The organism is Spirochaeta dissipatitropha (assembly GCF_054657935.1).
The window spans coordinates 128289-147534 of sequence record NZ_BAAHXT010000009.1 but is presented as its reverse complement, the minus strand read 5'-3'; the positions used below and the strand labels follow the sequence as shown (position 1 = coordinate 147534).

General features: G+C 47.0%; 13 protein-coding genes. 8 read left to right on the top strand and 5 right to left on the bottom strand.

Annotated elements, in window-relative coordinates; translation table 11 throughout:
* Positions 1 to 7: 7 nt before the first annotated feature.
* Positions 8 to 1231, top strand: coding sequence for an enolase C-terminal domain-like protein (locus ACYQ2L_RS12125; protein ID WP_460055991.1), 1224 nt, complete (start codon positions 8 to 10; stop codon positions 1229 to 1231).
* Between the two features lie 28 nt (positions 1232 to 1259).
* Here ACYQ2L_RS12125 and ACYQ2L_RS12120 read toward each other — a convergent pair whose 3' ends face one another.
* Together ACYQ2L_RS12120 and ACYQ2L_RS12115 are read right to left on the bottom strand one after the other, a co-directional pair.
* Positions 1260 to 2036 carry an alpha/beta hydrolase gene (locus tag ACYQ2L_RS12120; protein ID WP_460055988.1) on the bottom strand — a complete coding sequence of 259 codons (777 nt, stop codon included), beginning with the start codon at positions 2034 to 2036 and terminating at the stop codon, positions 1260 to 1262.
* Positions 2037 to 2111: 75 nt separating this feature from the next.
* Complete coding sequence (locus ACYQ2L_RS12115; RefSeq protein WP_460055986.1) at positions 2112 to 2522, bottom strand: hypothetical protein; 411 nt, start codon at positions 2520 to 2522, stop codon at positions 2112 to 2114.
* Between the two features lie 363 nt (positions 2523 to 2885).
* On the opposite strand from ACYQ2L_RS12115, the gene ACYQ2L_RS12110 reads away from it, so the two are divergent.
* The 3 genes from ACYQ2L_RS12110 (at position 2886) to ACYQ2L_RS12100 (ending at position 7922) form a co-directional block, all read left to right on the top strand.
* Positions 2886 to 5300, top strand: coding sequence for a glycoside hydrolase family 2 protein (locus tag ACYQ2L_RS12110; protein WP_460055984.1), 2415 nt, complete (start codon positions 2886 to 2888; stop codon positions 5298 to 5300).
* 49 nt (positions 5301 to 5349) lie between these two features.
* Positions 5350 to 7059: a bifunctional helix-turn-helix transcriptional regulator/alpha/beta hydrolase gene (locus ACYQ2L_RS12105; RefSeq protein WP_460055981.1), complete on the top strand. Its 1710-nt coding sequence runs from the start codon at positions 5350 to 5352 to the stop codon at positions 7057 to 7059.
* A 206-nt stretch (positions 7060 to 7265) separates the two neighbouring features.
* The gene (locus tag ACYQ2L_RS12100) at positions 7266 to 7922 is read left to right on the top strand and encodes an alpha/beta fold hydrolase (protein ID WP_460055978.1); all 657 of its coding nucleotides are present in this window, start codon (positions 7266 to 7268) and stop codon (positions 7920 to 7922) included.
* Between the two features lie 100 nt (positions 7923 to 8022).
* On the opposite strand, the gene ACYQ2L_RS12095 is transcribed toward ACYQ2L_RS12100, so the two are convergent.
* From ACYQ2L_RS12095 to ACYQ2L_RS12085, 3 genes are all read right to left on the bottom strand, one after another.
* Positions 8023 to 9285 carry an ABC transporter substrate-binding protein gene (locus tag ACYQ2L_RS12095; RefSeq protein WP_460055976.1) on the bottom strand — a complete coding sequence of 421 codons (1263 nt, stop codon included), beginning with the start codon at positions 9283 to 9285 and terminating at the stop codon, positions 8023 to 8025.
* A 70-nt stretch (positions 9286 to 9355) separates the two neighbouring features.
* Positions 9356 to 10480 (bottom strand): response regulator, encoded by a 1125-nt coding sequence (locus tag ACYQ2L_RS12090; RefSeq protein ID WP_460055973.1) that lies wholly within the window; start codon positions 10478 to 10480, stop codon positions 9356 to 9358.
* Positions 10473 to 12275: a sensor histidine kinase gene (locus tag ACYQ2L_RS12085; protein WP_460055970.1), complete on the bottom strand. Its 1803-nt coding sequence runs from the start codon at positions 12273 to 12275 to the stop codon at positions 10473 to 10475. The genes ACYQ2L_RS12090 and ACYQ2L_RS12085 overlap by 8 nt, the downstream gene beginning before the upstream one ends.
* Positions 12276 to 12496: 221 nt before the next feature.
* Here ACYQ2L_RS12085 and ACYQ2L_RS12080 point away from each other — a divergent pair, with 221 nt between their 5' ends.
* From ACYQ2L_RS12080 to ACYQ2L_RS12065, 4 genes are all read left to right on the top strand, one after another.
* Positions 12497 to 15799: a hypothetical protein gene (locus ACYQ2L_RS12080; RefSeq protein ID WP_460055967.1), complete on the top strand. Its 3303-nt coding sequence runs from the start codon at positions 12497 to 12499 to the stop codon at positions 15797 to 15799.
* 138 nt (positions 15800 to 15937) lie between these two features.
* On the top strand, positions 15938 to 16822 hold the full coding sequence (locus ACYQ2L_RS12075) for a carbohydrate ABC transporter permease (protein ID WP_460055965.1): 885 nt from the start codon (positions 15938 to 15940) through the stop codon (positions 16820 to 16822).
* Positions 16819 to 17676, top strand: a complete 858-nt coding sequence (locus tag ACYQ2L_RS12070; protein ID WP_460055963.1) for a carbohydrate ABC transporter permease — start codon at positions 16819 to 16821, stop codon at positions 17674 to 17676. Before ACYQ2L_RS12075 ends, ACYQ2L_RS12070 begins: the two co-directional genes overlap by 4 nt.
* A gap of 4 nt (positions 17677 to 17680) precedes the next feature.
* Positions 17681 to 19246, top strand: a complete 1566-nt coding sequence (locus tag ACYQ2L_RS12065) for a glycoside hydrolase family 5 protein (protein ID WP_460055961.1) — start codon at positions 17681 to 17683, stop codon at positions 19244 to 19246.

Here is a 19246-nt window from a genome sequence, read left to right as displayed (position 1 = left end):
TCCCGGAATGAAAGAAATATTAATTACAGATGTTGAAGTCTTTGTTGTCGACGCAGATCAGAATTATGTGATTGTTCGCATCTGCACCAATATAGATGGTCTGTTCGGGCTTGGCGATGCTACCCTGAACGGACGCGAGCCGGCAGTTGCTGAATATATCCGGCAGTCATTTCTCCCGCTGCTCATTGGCAAGGAAGTAAGAAACCACAATGCGATCTGGGAGCTTCTGTACAAGTCGGCATACTGGATACCCGGGAGTGTCGCCATGACTGCCCTGTCAGGTATAGATATGGCTCTCTGGGATCTCCGGGGAAAAATTGCCGGTCAGCCGGTCTGGCAGCTTATCGGAGGTAAGTTCAGGGACCGGGCAGAGGTGTATGTCCATGTTTCGGGGTCAACCGAGGAAGAGCTTGTTGCGGGAGCACAGGCCAGGGTTGAGGAAGGATATACTGCCATCCGGGTGCAGGCATCTCTGAGCGATGACAACAGCAATGTGACCTATGGCACGACCGAAATCCTGCCGGTGGGCCATCCTTTGGTGGAAGTCTGGGACGCGGAGATGTATATAGACCGGGTGCCGGCCATGCTGTCGAGTGTACGTTCGGCTGTTGGACCTCGAATAAAGCTGTTGCATGACAGTCATGAGCGCCTGACTGTGTCAGAAGCAATACGTTTTTCCAGGAAGATTGAGGATGCCGATCTCTATTTCTGGGAGGACCCCTTCAGGCCTGAGTCCGCAGTGGCGAATCTTACCAGAATCCGCTCCGGCTACTGTGTTCAGCCGATCGCCTTTGGTGAGCTGCTGAACCGTTATGATGAGGTTATGCCTTATTTAAGCGGGAAATTGATTGATTTTATACGAGTCGATCTGTCACACGTTGGCGGAATAACGGCTGCACTCAAAATTGCCCACCTCGCCCAGATGTTTGATGTAATGACAGCCTGGCATGGTCCCCCGGATCTGTCCCCGATCGGACACCTGGCAAATATTCATGTTGATCTTGCGGTTCAGAATTTTGGTATTCAGGAATGGTGTCCGAAGGAGAACGGAAAGAGCGAAGCGCTGTTCGGCAGGCTTCCGGTGCCAGAGCATGGGGCCGTTGCACTGCCTGATCCTGAGCAGCCCGGCCTTGGCTGTAGTTTCAGCACCGAGGCTGCTGGGGATTACCCCTATCAGCAACGTTTTCTGCCGATTGCGGTTCGAACGGATGGGACAATAATCGACTGGTAATAATCAGCTGGTAAAATTCAACAAGTGATTATCTGGGACTGATTCCCTGCTCAGCCAGGAATGTGAGCACCAGATCGCTCGTAATTTCCTGCTGTTCTTCGCGGCTGATCAGAGCCTGACCGTCGTTTCTCTGGACTCCGTAGTTCCCGTATTGGGCATGATTGGCTCCGGGAATAATCTCGAAGATTGTCTCGGGTGGAAGGTTGCCACGGACCGCATCAGCCTTTTCCTGGCTGTCCGGCAGACCGAGCTCTTCCCGGATGGAAAGGACCGGAATCGCCATCTCCGACAGATCCGTGGATGAACCTGGATAGCTTCCAATCAGCACAAGAGCATCGAAATTCTGCCAGTTCTTTTTAAGATGTTCAGCAGCCATCGCCCCGCCAAGACTGTGACCGGAAATAATCCAGTTACGGATATCCGGGTATTGCTGCTGAATATCTGCAGCTGCATTGATGCGGAGAAAAGCGAAATCCAGGGGCATGTCGGCAATGAACACTGTGTAGCCTTCCCGGCTGAATCTTTCCCACAACGGTAGGTAGGCGAGGGGGGCTACCTTTGCTCCGGGGTAAAAGATAATGCCGTATGAGTGACTGGTTCCGGATCCTTGCGCAGTTGCTGGAGCAGGATCCAGACGGAGATATTTCTTCTCGATTGTAAGCTGATCCTGCTGTTCCAGTTCTTCAGCCATCGACAGCGCATAGCTATCCGGCTGGTAGGATTGCGAAAAGATCGCGCAGGAGTTGAGTGAAACGAATACAAGGAGCATAAGACCGGGTAAAACCGTGAACCGTGTTGCTTTCATTCAGTAAAGATACCTAAATGATCCGGAAGAGGCTAATGCAGGTGCTCGCTCGGCTGGAGCACCTGCGAAGCTAGATCAGTAGTTGTAGTCTATCGAAACAGTAATGTCTTCTTCAAGAAAACTGATTGCTGCTTCACTGGACATTCGTACGGTATCGCCTTCGTCATACTCTCCGTTTTCATTCAGGTCATGAAAAACGAAAGCTGTATAATTCGATTGTGATGGTACCTCAAATGCGACGCTCTGTTCGGTTTCGCTGGGAGTAATCTGTGTAACTTCCAGTACTTCGAGATCATCCAGTGTGGTTTTTGATAGAGCATAGCCTTTGGCTATACCGACATACACATCGGCACCTCCTCCATAATCAGTACCGGTCACATTCACGGTTACCACAACGGTGGAACCAAACAGCCCGCATGAACCCAGGGCCAGGACAAGCAGTAATGCTGCAGATACTGCTAAAATTGTTCTTACATTTTTTTTCATATCCTTCTCCTCTTGCCGAGCAAGTTATTTGAGATAAATTATAATACAAAATAAAAAATATTCAATTATTCACCCGAGCTTTGTGCAAAATTGCATTTTGCATTAGCATTCGCAAGATTATAAATACTCAAGTTGTTTACATAAAACAACTTGAGTATTCGCTACTTATGCGAGGAGGAAATTGCACTTAATTTTGTAATTTCCTCACCCTTAAATATCTCCTCTTACCATCCCGGACGATTATTCCTTGCTCGGGAATGAGGTCTGCAGTTATTTCAAAAAAGGGATCTGCTATGCGATCTCCATTAATGCTGACGCCTGGAAAGAGGTCAAGATCGCGGTACATGGTGTATACTTTCAGCTATGAGCACAACAAGCAAAACAATAAACCGTGGCTGGCTGTATACTGCTGATTTTCGGGATGAGTATATTCATGTTGATTTTCGCCCTGCGGACTGGACTCCGGTCTGCTTGCCCCATACAAATCTTGAACTTCCCGCGAATGGTTTTGATGAGAACTGCTATCAGTTTGTGAGTTCGTACTGGTATGAACTTGATCTCCCTGATGGAAGTCCCCGGCAGTTTATTGATTTTGAAGCTGTTATGTGCGCCGCCGATGTCTGGGTGAACGGCATTCTTGCTGGTAGTCATCGTGGAGGGTACACTCCATTCAGCATAGAAATCAGCAGGTATTCTGAACCGGGAAGCACAGCGCGGATTCTGGTCCGGGTCGATTCGACCGAGCGGCCCGATATTCCTCCATTCGGACATGTAGTTGATTATCTGACCTATGGCGGCATGTATCGCGAAGTTCAGCACCGCTGCTGTCCTCATATATTTATAGATGATGCTTTTGTGCGTACAGAGAATGTACTCAGTGAATCCAGGAGCCTGAATGTAGAAGTGAAACTGGATCCGGTGCCCTCCTTCGATCTGATGCTACAATGCAGACTGACAGATTCAGCTGGTCGTCTATGTGCACAAGAGAGCTATACTGTTAAGTCCGGGGAGGAGGTGAGCCGGATCAGAATTGAGGGCCTTCATGATATCGATCTCTGGAGTAATGAGAACCCGAACTTGTACTTTGTATCCCTGGAACTCATGCAGGGGAATGACATGCTTGACAGCGCTACACGCAGGATCGGATTCAGGCATGTCGAGTTCCGGGCGGATGGCTTCTACCTGAACGGCAGCCGACTCCCGCTGATCGGTTTGAATCGACATCAATCATTTCCGTATACCGGATATGCCATGCCCTGGCGTGCCCAGCAGCGTGATGCCTGGATTCTGAAAAACGAGCTGCATCTGAATCTGGTGCGCTGCAGTCATTACCCCCAGTCCCGGCATTTTCTGGATGCCTGTGACGAGCTTGGTCTTCTGGTTTTCGAGGAACTCCCCGGCTGGCAGCACATCGGTGACGCCAGCTGGCAGGATGTGGCCTGTCAGGAACTTGAGGAAATGATTATGCGCGACCGGAATCGCCCATCAATAATTATCTGGGGGGTGAGGATCAATGAATCCGCAGATAATCATGATTTTTACGAGCGCACGAACAGAATTGCACGTGAACTGGATCCGGATCGGCAGACGGGGGGCGTCAGGGTAATCGAGAGAAGTGAGTTTCTTGAAGATGTCTATACATTCAACGATTTCACGCATGATGGTGGTACGCGGATTCTCAAGAAACCACGGGCCGTGACTGCCGCAGGGAAGTCTGTTCCTTATATGGTTACCGAGCATAACGGCCACATGTTTCCTTCTAAATCCTTTGATAACGAAGAGCGGCTGCGTGAACATGCCTTACGGCATGCCAGGGTGCTGGACAAGGCGCTTGGAATGAAGGACTGTAGCGGAGTGATTGGCTGGTGTGCCTTTGATTACAATACGCACAAGGATTTTGGATCCGGTGACCGGATCTGTTATCATGGTGTCAGTGACATGTTTCGTCAGCCCAAGTATGCCGCCGCTGTATATGCAAGCCAGGTTTCTCCAGAGAAGAAGATTGTGCTGGAGGCGGCCAGTCTGTTCACCAAGGGTGAGCGCAGTGCTGCCCGACCCTTGCCCATAGAAATATATACCAATTGCGATTCAATAGTTCTCTACCGAGGAGATTCAAGGATAGGTGAATTCTTCCCGGACAGAAAAACCTTCGCTTCACTTCCCCATCCTCCGGTAGTAATTCGTGATCTGATCGGGGATCAGCTGCAGGAATCCGGATTCACAGCCCGTGATCAAGGCTGCTTGAGACGGATTGTCGGCAAGGCACTCAGCAGCGGCCCTGATAGCCTTGGAATTCCCGATCTCCTGCAGATTGCCTGGATAATGCTGCGTTACCGAAAAAGCAGAGCCGAAATATATGAGCTTGTTACCCGTTTTGCCCTGGGCTGGGGCAGTCGTGACGAGCGTTTCGAGATTGCCGGGATCCTGAACGGTACTGAGGTTTTTCGCAGAAGTTACGGGGGAGATGCCCGCGCAGATCAATTGCAGATTCACGCAGACGACCTGCAGCTGGAAAGTGGTGACTGGGACTGCACACGAATCAGCATACAGGCCCTGGATCAGTACGGAAACCTTCATCCATATACCATGGATGCAATAGAGCTGACAGTCAGCGGACCCGGTAGTGTAATGGGGCCATCTTTGTTGCCGCTGACCGCCGGTTGGGCGGTATTCTGGCTTCGCAGTCATGGAGAAGCTGGTAAAATCAATCTGAGCATAAGAAGCGGGCGCTTCGGAAATCAGGAATTGCTGATTACTGTTTGTGCTGCTGCTGATTGATTGATAGGCATTGATAGCCCCGGAAGGAAAAAATCCGTATTTTATAGCGATGGATTTTCTTCAGGAAGAATTGTCTCAGTCAAGTATCGCTGCACTGGTATTTGAAGTTGCAGAAGGCCGTGCAGACTTGAATGATCTTATACAGATTCTCCTCCCGATGATTCGAGGTGAAGAAAAACTGCCGGAGGATGTTGCACTGCTGCTCAGCACTGCACTTATCGAGATTGAGCAGAATTCTGTCAGGGATGATCAGCTGTTCGCGCTGGTAAATGAACAAGGTGCTGCTTCATTGGCCCTGAGTGAATCCGGGCAGATAATTTCGTTGAACCCGGCTGCAGAAGCACTCCTGCAGGTTGTTAATGGTGACGGGATTTCTGCCCTCGGCATCACCCGAAGTGAGTTCGAGGAATTTGAGAAGCGATTGAATGAGGAATCCGGACCGAGTCTGATCAGGCTGCGTCAACGTAATCGGGGATCACAGACTCAGTCACTGCTTTTTTCCGGCAGCTATTATCCCTGGTACCGGGCCTTTATTCTGACAGGTCTGCAGCAGCATTGGCCGCCGTCGATTAACCGGGCTCTGCGAGATATATATAATCTTTCCAGGAGTGAACTCGATATTCTGGGGCTCTTGTCCAGGGGGCTCGGCAGTGATGCAATTGCAGGATTGCGGAGCCGTGCACCAGGAACTGTCCGTCAGCAAATCAAGAGTATCCTCCAAAAACTTGGAACTGCAAGCCAGTTGTCAGCGGCCAGCCTGGCAGCTGCAGCCGCAGCTACCGCTGCTTCATCTACGATTTCGGTTTCCTTTTCATCTGCAGTAAACCTGACTCAACCCTCACAAACAGTCAGTGGATATTTTCCTTTGCAGGATAAAGAAACAACCCTGAAATCATCGCTTTTTGTCCGGGAGCACCGTCGGGTTGGCTGGCGTCACTTCGGAGATATTTCCGGCGCTCCAGTGCTGTATCTCCACGGTCCATCCTTCGGAGCAGGAGAGTATATTCATGATCGACGACTTGCACACAGGCATGGTCTGAGTATCTATGCAATCGAACGTCCCGGATATGGCCGGACGGATGCGCCTTCCAGAAAGGAAACGATTCTTGACTGCTGCTGTCGTGATATGTTGTCACTGCTGGATCAGGAGGGCTTAAGCCAGGTCACACTGTATGCTCACGAGGTTGCTCTAATACCTGCGCTTGCATTTGCGCGCTGCTGCCCGGACAGGGTAAAAGGGATACTTTCTGTTTCTGCTGCACCTCCTTTCCGCGAACTCGAGCAGATTCAGAGCATACCTGAGCATCAGGGTGTATTCATTCAGGCTGCAAGGCATGCTCCCTGGCTTGCACATCTACTCATCCGCTTATTGGTTGTCCAGATGCGAAAACTCGGCCCGCAGCAATGGACAGATGTCATTTTCAGAAATCTTGAACCTGATACCTCGGTTATGCAGCGACCGGAGCTGCTCAGCGGTATCATTGGAAGTTACAGTTTTTATCTGAATCAGTCCGGAGCGGGCTTTGAGCAGGATCTCCAGTTGATGCTGAATGACTGGGCTCCGCTTCTTGAGGTTTACAATGTGCCCCTTTTGCTGCTACATGGCACTGAGAATTCCACTACCCTGCCTGAACATCTCGGTGTGTTTCGGGAGATCCGCCCTGATATCCAGATAGAGCTGGTGCAGGAAGCCGGGTTGTCACTTGCTGTAGCCCAACCACGACTTGTATATGAGCATCTTGCCCGTATGTGCAGGTAGCTGATCACAGTTTTCTGTGGCAGGTTTTCACCCTGTTCACGAGCCGGCTTCCGTTGACGGGAGATCAATAATCAGAATAGAATATAGCTATGTATATAATGATATGAAATCCACAGGTTTTTCTGTAAGTTCTCTCCTCACTTCATGAATTTATAAATCAAACAAAAATTACTGGAAAAATGGCCAGAAAAATTGAGGAGAAATCAATGAATTTTATAGGAAAACAATATGAGTCAAGCTCAAATCTTGTCCTGCTGATCCATGGACAGGAAGCTTCCAGCGCTGACTGGATTGAAAAAGATGGATTTACCAAAGGCGGTAATCTGACAGAAGGTCTCGATTCCCGTTCTATTTCCTGGCTTGCGCCCGATCTATATGGTCATGGGAGCTTCACAGCGCTGGAGGCAGGTTTTGATTCTGCGGATATATCGGATGATCTCTGGCCGCTCTTTCTGTCACGTTCGGCAGATGCTGCTGCTACCCTGATCGAAGGACTGGTGAAGAAACATCGATACAGGGAATTGACTGTTATCAGCTATTCGGCTGGATGTCATGTTGCGGTAAAATTGCTTCAGCGGAATCTTCCTTTGCCTGTTAATAAGGTGTTCATGGCAGCTCCCTGTCCGGAGCGTGAATATAATGATGAGTATTCACTGCATAACAATCTGGATTGTTTTTTCGGACGCGCAAGCTGTTTTTTTACTGGGTCTACAGATGAGACAAGCCCAATAGATGATGTCCGCTGGCTGTATTCACAGATTATCGGAACACAGAAGGAACTGCTGGTCTATGAGTCAGGGCATTCCCTGCCTGTGGACTGGACCGGGGATGCGTTAGCACGGCTGGATTCTTCCGGAAGCTAAGCCGTGCTCGAGAGCGAAGTTAAAAATCAGGGCCTGCCATTCGGCAGGCCCTTTCATTTAACTCCAAACGTGTGTTTGTCTCAGAGATATTCAAACTTCTTTACTGGTTTCGAGCACGATTTGCAGCAGCAAAAGTTCTGTCCATTTCCTTAACAAAATCCTTCGGGTCGAATCTGTTGACATAGTACAGCTGCAGCAATTTTCCCTGTTCATCGGTTACGGCCTGCGGCAGGACCAGGTCACGGTACGATCGGCCTGCAGCTACATAAGCAGATGCATCTTCACTCCATGAAAACTGTTCAAAGTCATGTACGTTGGCTACGGGGTTGAACCTGAGAGATTCATACAGTGCTGAACTGTCCTCGGCATCCAGGATGTAGTTGATCAGGGCCATGGCCATTTCCTGGTTCTTTGTACCGGAATGAACAGCCAGTGTTGTTGTGGTTGCAAGGTTGACCATGGTTGTTGCTGGATCATTGGTAATAGGGAGTGCACCTACTCCGATTCTTATGTCCGGATTAACTGACAGAATTGATTCTGCGCTCCATGTGCCCTGGACAAACATTGCTGCCTGACCATTTGCGAAATTGGCGGCTCCCTGTTCAGAACCCGTTTCCATTGCACGGGCAGTTCCGTTTTCCATTATCAGATCAATAATATTGAATATGTCGATAACTTCTTCGTAGGAACCTGCATCATTGTACATTCTATCTACCCAGTCAGGAACATGTCCGCTGACTTTTCCGCCCAGTGACAATGCAGTCATTAGTTGAGGAACCCATTGCTCCTGAAATGCGAGCAGAAATGGTGTGTAGCCATTAGACTTCAGGACTTCAATGACATGCTTCATTTCATCAATGGTATCCGGGACACTGAGGCCACATTTTTCGAAGATGTCTTTGTTATAGAGGTAGCCCCATGCCATGCTTTCGAGCGGGACTCCGTAGACCTTACCGTCAATCGATACTGCTTCCCGGACTCCAGGATACAGTTTGTCAACCAAGGGCTGATCCGAGAGATCTGCGAGGTAACCAGAGCGCTGATATGTAGGCAGGTTGGCTGATGCATGGAGGGTAAAAAGATCAGGGGCATCATTGGCAGCCAGACGTGTCTGCAGAATATTCTCATACTGGCCCGAGCTTGGCATCTCGAGGATAACTTCGACTTCAATACCTCTTTCCAGAAGCATCTTTTTCTCGAACTGATCAAAATAGGTCTCCATCTGCTCGGTAAAGCGGGGGAAGCTCATCATGACATTGAGCGTCACCTTTTCAGTATCCGTTTTTGACTCCTGCGTGCCGCCGGCAGACAGGGAATAGCAGAGTGTGAAAATGATGGTTAAACCAATCAAAAATCGTTTCATTTTTCTCTCCTTGTTGAAATGATTGTTTAATGGTAGAACACATCCTGAATAATGCATTTGTCTGGATTAATCAGCTGGATTGTCCATTATTAAGTTCTGCATCAACAGTATCTGCGTGCTGATTGTTCCGGAATTGCCCCGGGGTCACCCCGAAGTAGCGCTTGAACGTCTTGTAGAAATGCGAAACATCAATATAGCCTACCATTTCCGGTATTTTTTTGAGCGGCAGCTGGTAGTGGGTAATCAGATCCCTGGCTTTGTTCATTCTGATGCGTGTGAGATACTCCGTTATTGTACATCCCGTTTCTTTTTTAAAAAGCGAGCAAAGATATTCCTTGCTGACAGCGAACTCTTCTGACAATTCGACCAGGGAGATTGAATCCTGGAAATTATTCTCAAGATAGTGCAATATCGGGCGAAGATCGATGCGGTGGGTCTGCTGACTCTGGGCTACTCTGCCTGCGATAAGTTTCTTTACTATGGCTGAGTAGTGATCCATGAGCTCTTCAATGGTAATGTTCTCTCCTATTGCGATGGATATATTAATGTCATCTGCCGGCCAGCTGATTAGCTGCTCTTCAAGAAAGGAGTGCAGATCATAGCTGATTTTAATAAGAACACCGGGACGGCTTGCAATATCTGATTCATAATAAAGATCCTTCAGACGTGTGCATGCTTCCTTGAATCCTGAGGATGATAAAGCAGAGATGCTCCTACAGCTACTGTCTCGGATAGACTGATATTTCCTGAGCCAGTCGCTATCGACGTTGTGGAGACCTTCAAAAATTGTGTGTGAAGATGATCTGTCACTCTGGGCATGCAGGTCAATCGCACATTGCTGGAGTAGTGAATTGAGCTCATTGCTGTCAATTGGTTTAAGCAGGTAATCAACTGCATGCACTGCCAGAGCCTGCCTGGTATAGCTGTAGTCTGAGTAGCCGCTGATAATGATCACCTTTGGCTTGTGTTCCTGTTTCTGGAGTTCCTTCAGCATCTGTGCTCCATCGAGACCGGGCATTTTCATGTCGGTAATAACCAGATCAGGTTTCAGCTGGCGAATACATTCCAGTCCGAAAATTCCATCATTCGCCTCTCCCGCAATTCGAAAACCGAATTCTCTCCACCTTCCGATTCTTTTAATGGTATCCCGGGTCCACGCTTCATCGTCAATTATTACCACCTTCAGATCAGCCATATACCCTCCTGGCGTCGAAAATCATTTCGACTTCGGTAAATTCACCCTCTACACTTCTGATTTGCAGGCCATCATCGTCAGAGAAAAGCAGACGTATCCGGTCGTTTGTGTTCAGTATTCCTATATGCTCTTTTAATCTCAGCGGTTGAATATGGTTTTTGTGTTGATTTCGCTGTCTGATTTTTTCCTGCAATATCGATAGTTTTTTGGCCGGTATTCCGACTCCATTATCCAGAACGCTTATGTGAACCTTGTTGTTTTCATCGATGTTGGCATGTATGTTCAGGCTCCACTCACCGGTTTTTTTGGAAAATCCATGTTGAAACGCATTTTCCACTATGGGCTGAATCAGCAGTTTGGGAATAAGACAGTCTCCGACGTCCGGGTCTATGGATGTCTGTATTGTTATTCGGTCCTTGAATCGTTCTGTCTGAATCAGAAAGAAATTATCCATATGTGAAAGTTCTTCGCTGACCGTAACCAGACTGCCTCCCTGATCATCAAAGGCCATGGAATATCTCATTAACTTGCTCAGTGCTCCGGATATCTTGTATACCTCATGGGCATCTTCGTAGAGAGCTATGCTGCCTATGAGCTGAAGGGTGTTATGAAGAAAGTGCGGGTTTAACTGCGCCTGCAGGGCTTGAATCTGAGCCATTTTCGCCTGCAGACTGATTTCATATTCGTTTCTGATAAGGTCCCGAATTCGTTCGATGAAAAGGGTGATATGATGTTCAATTATACTCACTTCATCATCGAGGTCGCTGTCACTCTCCAGAATAAGGGTATGAAGCTGTATTGCCTGAACCCGCTTGGCCAGACTGATTAGTGGCTTACTCATAACACTGGACAGGAACAGGGAAGCAAGCAAGGCTCCAATTATACTTAGTGCGCTGACTGCAATACCGGTGTAAATAGTAGGCATTGTCGCGCGCACAAGCTCCTTCTGATTCATTACTTTTCCGATGCTCAGTTTGTTATTACTGCTGTGTGTGCTGAAAACAATCCATTGTCCGATATGGGCCGTCCGTACGAGTTCGGAGCGGCTCCCGACGTGCTCGTTTTCTGAGTGGATAAAATCATAGAGGGCCTGAAGCCCATGCTGTTCGGTGCCCGATAAGACGCATTCCATGTCGTCATTAAATAAAAACAGATTCTCCTCATTGAACAGCTTTGTCTTACTGACAAAATTCTGCAGTTCCTGCTGCCGCAGCTCGATTCTGATTTGTGCAATCAATTTACGATCTTCAAAACGCCGCATGTCATGTACAGCCTCCATGCTGCTTGAGTTGTTCTTATAGAAAAGATTAGTCTGCATGTCAGGGTCACGTACATAAATGGCGGATTCTGCGCTGTCGGAGTTTCTGGAGTCTGCAATACGGACACCAGTCCGGTTGGCATGGATAACCGAAAGCGAATCCGGAAATACTATTTCAAATGACGATATAACCCGATGGCGATTTAGGTGTGAAACAAGTTTTCTCCTGATAATTCCTAATTCAGAGAATGTATGAGCACCCCGTTGCCATTTTTCTATGGATCTTCTGAAATCATCATCCATTTCAAGGGCATAAAATATGTTCAGAATTTCATTATTGAAATTGTCGAGTTGTTCCTGAGACCAGGATAAGCTTTCAATATTATGCGCGATATTTGCTTGGTATATGTACCGGTAATTCACACAGGAACTCACGCTGGTAATGATAATTATCGGCAGCAAAGAAATCAGCAGAAATGTAGTGATCAGCTTTTTTCGAATAGATACTGACTTCCAGTTGCCTCCGGTAAATCTCACTATATTCTCCTGTTTTCAGCAGTAGCCTGAATTCGAGTATAAAAGCAGATACTTGTATAATCCATTTAAATCGGCCGCTAACAGGTGGAAATCTGCAATCGGCTAATATTTGACAATGAACACGATTAAATCCTGCAAATGAAATCCCGAGCAATGGTTTTAGTATGCTTGTGATGCACCGAGCTGCTTTGAGCGCAGGAGTATTATTGGAGGATAATTATTTGAAGAAAAATGCGTGTACATTGGGAAACTCCGGTGAATTCATAATCGAGAACTATAATGCAATGAATCCTTTTTCGAGCTTCCTTCCGGGTATTTCTGGTATCCATGGTATGCCAATGTGGGCATTCTATGTGAATAGAGGGCAGTGCCTGTGTAGTATGGGTGTGCAGGATAAGGATCACGCAATCATGGAGTTTCTGCCTGCAAATCGAGCGTATCAGTTGAGTTCATCGCAGGGCTTCAGAACATTCCTGAAGCTTGAGACTGACAGAGGTTTACAGTTTTATGAGCCCTTCCAGAACACCAGTGTACTGCCGGAAATAGATTGTTCACAGCGCATGATTATCCGTCCGGAATCTCTGAGTATTGAAGAGGTAAATCACACGTATGGTCTGCTTTTTCGGGTGGATTATTTTACAGTACCCGATGAAAACTTTGCAGGAATTATGCGCAGGCTGACCCTCAGGAACCTAAGTAGCAGCACAAAATCAATGGAGGTCCTGGATGGCTTGCCTTTGATTATTCCTTTCGGGGTAGATAATCTGAATCTGAAGTATATGCGTCGACTGGTTGAAGCCTTTGTTGAGGTTGTTGATTCCCAGTCCGGTGCTGCATTTTTCCGTTCTAAGGTCAAGCAGGAAGATAGTCCGGAGGTTGTCAAAGTAGAGGAAGGTAATTTTTACCTTGCGTACACTGAATCCGGTGAACACCTTGAACAGGTTATTCCAATTGTTGATCCACAAAAAATTTTCGGATCCTTCAGTGACTTCCGCTATCCAGTGGAATTCATGGAAGCCTCACCTTTCAGTGTAAAAGGAGCACAGATGAAGGAGAATGTTCTCCCCTGTGCTATGGGACATGTGGTGAAGTCACTGGATCCTGGTGAAGTGCTGGTATATTTCTCGGCTCTTGGAAGTGTGGGTTCTCTGGCGGAACTGGATTCAATAAGCAAACGAGTATGCTCAGCGCAGTATTTCCGGAACAAGGAAGAGAGAAATGAAGCATTGATTCATGAAATAAGTCAGCACAACTTTGTCTGCAGCAGTGAACCAGGATTCGATTATTACTGTCGCATGAATTTTCTGGATAATGTGTTGCGCGGCGGCCTGCCGGTAAGTCTGGAAGGTCTGTCATCCCGGGTTTCCTTGTATGTCTATGCCAGAAAGCATGGTGATCTCGAGCGTGATTACAATGAGTTTTGTCTCTCTCCATCTTTTTTTTCGCAAGGGAACAGTAATTATCGGGATGTAAATCAGAACAGGAGAAATGATCTGTTCGTTAATCCTGATCTGAAAGATCATAATGTAAGGCATTTCTATAATATGATACAGCTCGATGGTTTTAATCCGCTGCTTATCAAGCCAGTGAAATATAAACTACAGAATACGGAAGCAGTAGAAAATCTGCTTCAGGCTTCACTATCGGTAGAAGGAATAGAATCAGCTCTGGAGTTAATGAAAGAACCATTTCTGGCAGGATCATTGCTGCAAACCTGCAGAGAGGTACATGACTGGAAGCCTGACGCTATAGAACAATGGCTGGCTGATATTCTTGATATATGTGAAACCGTTCCGGAAACCGAACACCTTCATGGGTACTGGACGGATCATTGGGTATACAACCTGGACCTGCTAATTAACTATATTTCTGTGTACCCGGAAAAGGTTCGGGAGCTTGTCTTTGATGATTGCAGCTATGTGTTTCATGACAGTGCTTACCGGGTTGCTTCACGGAAAGAAAAATACGTCCTCTGGGAAAACAGAGCAATGCAGCTGGATGCCGTTGTATATGACCATGAAAAAGACCAATGTATTAAAAAACGATCCTCTGATCCTGAGTGCATGCGTGATAAACATGGACATGGAAAAATCTACCGCACCACATTACTGGTGAAAATGCTGTCGCTTATAGTAAACAAGCTGTCTTCACTTGACCCCTGCGGCGTGGGTGTTGAAATGGAAGCAGGTAAGCCGAACTGGTATGATGCACTGAACGGCTTACCCGGTATTCATGGATCAAGTCTGCATGAGACCATTGAAATCAAGAGAAACATTCTGTTTCTTGTTGATCTGTTCGATACATATCTGAGTGATGGCGAGGAAGTACGCCTGCCCGGAGAGCTGCAGGTCTTTTTAACCAGGCTTCATCATGTTCTGCACTGCAAATATCAGGAGGCAGCGGATTTTACAGATTACGATATCTGGGATGCCGCCTCCACCGCACGCGAGCAATTTCGGGAAAGTGTGTTTTGGGGCATAGAGGGTACAGAATCAATAGTCACGATCGGACAGCTGAAGGATTTTTTCTATGTAGCTCTCAAGCGGCTGGATGATGCCGTTCACAAAGCATGGGATAGCACTCAAGACTTGCCTCATTCATATTTCATTAATCGTGTAGTTGAATATGAGCTCATAGATGGTGTACAGAGTGCCCGCGGCTTACCGGTATATCGAGCCAGGAAATTTACGCAGGAAGCACTTCCCGTATTTCTGGAAGCTGTAGTGCATGTAATGAAAGTGGAATCTCAGACCAAACGTAAACGGGAGCTCTATCAAAGCGTACGAGCCAGCGGTCTCTATGATGCGCAATTAGGAATGTATAAAGTCAATGAATCATTACAGAAAGAAAGCCTGGATATTGGAAGAACCAGAATTTTTACTCCCGGCTGGTTTGAAAACGAGTCGATCTGGCTGCACATGGAATATAAGTACATGCTTGAGCTCCTGCGCGGTGGTCTATATACAGAATTTTTTGCTGATTTCAGGCAGGTGTTCGTACCATTTTTCGATCCGGCAGTATACGGACGCAGTATTCTCGAAAACTCATCTTTTATAGTGAGCAGTGCGAACCGGAATGCATCCCTGCACGGAGCAGGATTTGCAGCGCGCTTGAGTGGTGCAACAGCTGAGTTCATTCACATTCTACGGATAATGACTGCCGGGGAAACCCCGTTTTCCCTTGATGAATCAGGAAAGCTGCAGCTGGAGTTCCGCCCGGTGATTCCAGCCTGGATGTTTATACATCAAGCGGAGACCAGGCAGATTCTTCGAAACGGCTGTTATGAGGATGTTTTGTTTCCGGCCAACTCATTCAGTTTCATGTTCATGCAGCGCACCCTTGTTACTCTCATAAATGAAAAGCGTCGCAATACTTTCGGGTTTGATAATGTCAGACCGGTTCATTTGCGTGCTTATTCACTTGCTGACGAATACAAAAGTGTGAATGGCTCAATTCTGCGGGGAGGCTTAGCTGAGGAAGTCCGTGGTGGAAGGATTTCCCGCATCGATATCCTGCTGGCCTGATACTGCTACTTCTGGTGGACATCTTAATCCGGGCGAATAATCTGTGTTAACTGCGGCAAATGACTATTTTCGATCTGGCTGTAGTATTGAATTGTTATGAAGAAATAGCGGGAATCCGCTGTAAAGGAAGATGAAATTATGAGAACGCTACAGAAAAGCCGTAATATGCAGCTGCTCCTATTCGTGGCTCCAGCCTTGATAGTTTTTGCTGCTGTCAAACTTATTCCTGTTCTGTATGGAATGATGTACAGCCTTACATCCTGGAATGGCATCGATCCGACCTTCCGGTGGGTGGGGCTGGATAATTTTGTTGAGATATTCACCCTGGATCAAGCCTTCTGGCGCTCCCTGCTGTTTACCCTGCAATATACAGTCGCAATCGTTATCTGTATAAATCTACTTGCGGTATTTCTTGCATCCTCCATTGAAAGCCTGAAACGCAGTAAGGGTTTTTTCAGGACGGTTTTCTTTCTACCGAATATGATCAGCCTGATTATCGGCGGCTATATGTGGAATTTTATTTTTACCCAGGTTGTCTTTCATTTCTCCGATAACTGGGGACTTGTATGGTTGGATCAGTCCTGGATTGGAGATCCGTCGTATTCGTTTTATGCAATTCTGCTTGTCGCCTTGTGGGGTGGAACAGGCTACATAATGGTCATCTATATAGCTGCATTGCAATCAATTCCTGAATCTCTTCATGAAGCCGCGATAATCGATGGAGCAAGCAGTTGGCAGCGGTACACAGCTATTACACTTCCAATGATCCGTCAGGCTTTCACCATCTGTATTTTTATTACGCTCAATAATGCGTTTCAGGTATTCGATGTTGTGTACTCTTTGACCGGCGGTGGACCGGGAAGAAGCACTCAGGTCGTTGCAATGAACATTTATGAAGAAGCCTTCCACAGAAGCAACCGTTTTGGCTATGCCTCGGCTAAATCAACTATATTATTTGCTATTCTGCTCGCAGTAACGGCCACCCAGCTTATCCTGATGAAACGAAAGGAAGAAGAACTATGAAAAACTCAACTCAAACCAGCAGATGGCAGGTGTTAGATCATATGCCCATCGTGATTCTTATGTCATCATTGATTCTGCTGGCGTGTATCTGGCTGTTTCCTGTAGCAATGGCAATACTGAATTCATTCAAGACACGCGCTGAGTTATTTACCAATGTGTTGTCTCTTCCGGCGCAGCCAAGTTTCGCGAATTATGTACGCAGCTTCCAGCGAATGAATTATGTAAGAAGCTTGTTTAATACGTCTTATATGGCTCTTGGTGGTGCATTCGGAATAATCTTCTGTTCATCTCTGGCCGGGTGGGCTCTGGCACGAATCAAGACAAAGCTCAGTATTGTCCTCTTCTCATTTTTTGTTTTTTCCATGTTGATACCATTTCATGGAATCATGATACCTCTGTACCAGGTAGCCAGAATGCTTCGGATCAGTAATTCCCTGTGGGGAATGATGTTCATTTACTCAGGGCTTGGGGTTGGCATGGCAATATTTATGTACCATGGTTTCGTTAAAAGTATACCGCGGGATCTGGAAGATGCGGCTATGATAGATGGATGCAGTCAGTTTGGTATCTTTATCCGTGTTGTGTTTCCTCTGTTAAAACCGATTACTGCTACAGTATTTATTATGAATGTGTTGTGGATGTGGAATGATTTCCTGCTGCCGCTTATTATGCTCAGAGACTCCCGTAATTACACGCTGTTATTGTCGACTAATATGCTGTTTGGTCAATATGCGAGTGAGTGGCCTGCTATATTGAGCGCACTTATACTGGCGGTTATCCCGGTTCTGATCCTGTATGCCTTACTGCAGAAACAAATCGTCAAAGGAATAATAAACGGAGCACTTAAAGGTTGAAAAAATGAATAGAAATGAACTGCCGTGGCTGCACACCCGGAAAACGAAAATCGTCAACGACAGAGGAGATGAGATTCTTCTGCGTGGCTTTGGACTCGGGGGCTGGCTGCTGCCCGAAGGATATATGTGGAAAATGGGAGGCAACTATGACCGACCTCGGCGGATGGAAAGCTTGATAGCAAGTTCCTGCGGTCAGGACTTTGCCGATGAATTCTGGCAGCAGTATTACAGTAGCTTCATTACTGAACATGATATTCAGTGGATACACAGTCGGGGTTTTAACTCGATCCGTCTGCCGTTCAACAGCAGAAATCTGTTCAATGTGTCACATGAAGCAGTGACGTTTAACAGTGAAATTCTCGGATACATAGATGATTGTATTGAATGGTGTACGAATGTGGGTGTGTATGTGATCCTGGATATGCATGGTGCTCCCGGTGGACAGACTGGAACCAATATAGATGATTGTGAAAATGATGAGCCGGAGCTCTTTCTGAATCCCTTGTATCAGACTCAGTGTGTCCATATGTGGGAGCTCATTGCAGAGCGTTATGCTGATAACAGTACTATAGCCGGTTACGATCTTCTGAATGAACCCTTGGCCCCGCACTTTGCTGATCTATCAGAGCATGTTCTTCCTCTCTATCGGCGACTGACTGAAGCGATCCGGAGAATAGATAAAAAACACATGCTTATTCTTGAGGGAACCTGCTGGGCAACAGAAGTTGATATCTTCAGTCCGATAAAGGATGCACCCCTGGATGCCAACTGGGTGCTTCAGTTTCATAAATACTGGAACAGTCCGGATACCCTCAGTATGAAGAAATTTCTTGATGCGGGAAAAGATCTTGATGTACCGCTGTTCATGGGAGAGGGAGGAGAAAATAATCTCGAATGGTATACAGGAGTATTTCCGCTGCTGGAGGCCCTGGATATCTCGTGGAATTTCTGGACCTATAAAAAAATAGCCTGCACGAATTCGCCGGTTTCGTTCCCGGTGCCCGATTGCTGGCCGCCTGATTCATCTTCCGGACCGCAGCCATGGAGAGATTTTCTGACAAATCTGAGTACGAGAACCTATAAAAATGAAGCAGTCATTCGGGCGATTACTCGGGAGATACCAGTTCGTATTCCAGCAGTGTATTTTGATCATGCAAACATACGGAGACCCCGGATGCCAGGTGCTGATTTCCGTCAGGACTCCCAGGCACGGATTATGTTCCTGGATGGGCATGAAGGCAGTCCGGATTTTAATTGCAATGCAGGACAGGAAACAGACCCAGCCCAGAGAATGATGGTTCACTTGAGCACTTCTGAAGAATTAGGCTATTGCATTACCTGCAATCAAGCCGGTATTTACAAGCTGAAGATTGAGTTGCTCGTTATCGAACCGGGTGTGCTTTCGATCAGCCTGGATGCTCAGGCCCTGATCAGTCCAGCGATTGAGGACACGAACAGAATGCTGCTGGAAGAGCATTATGTCAGAATACCGGAAGGCAAGCATCGGATTGCTCTGAAAACGATCAGCGGGGAAATCGGAATAATAGGGCTTGAGATCGGTAGTGCTTAA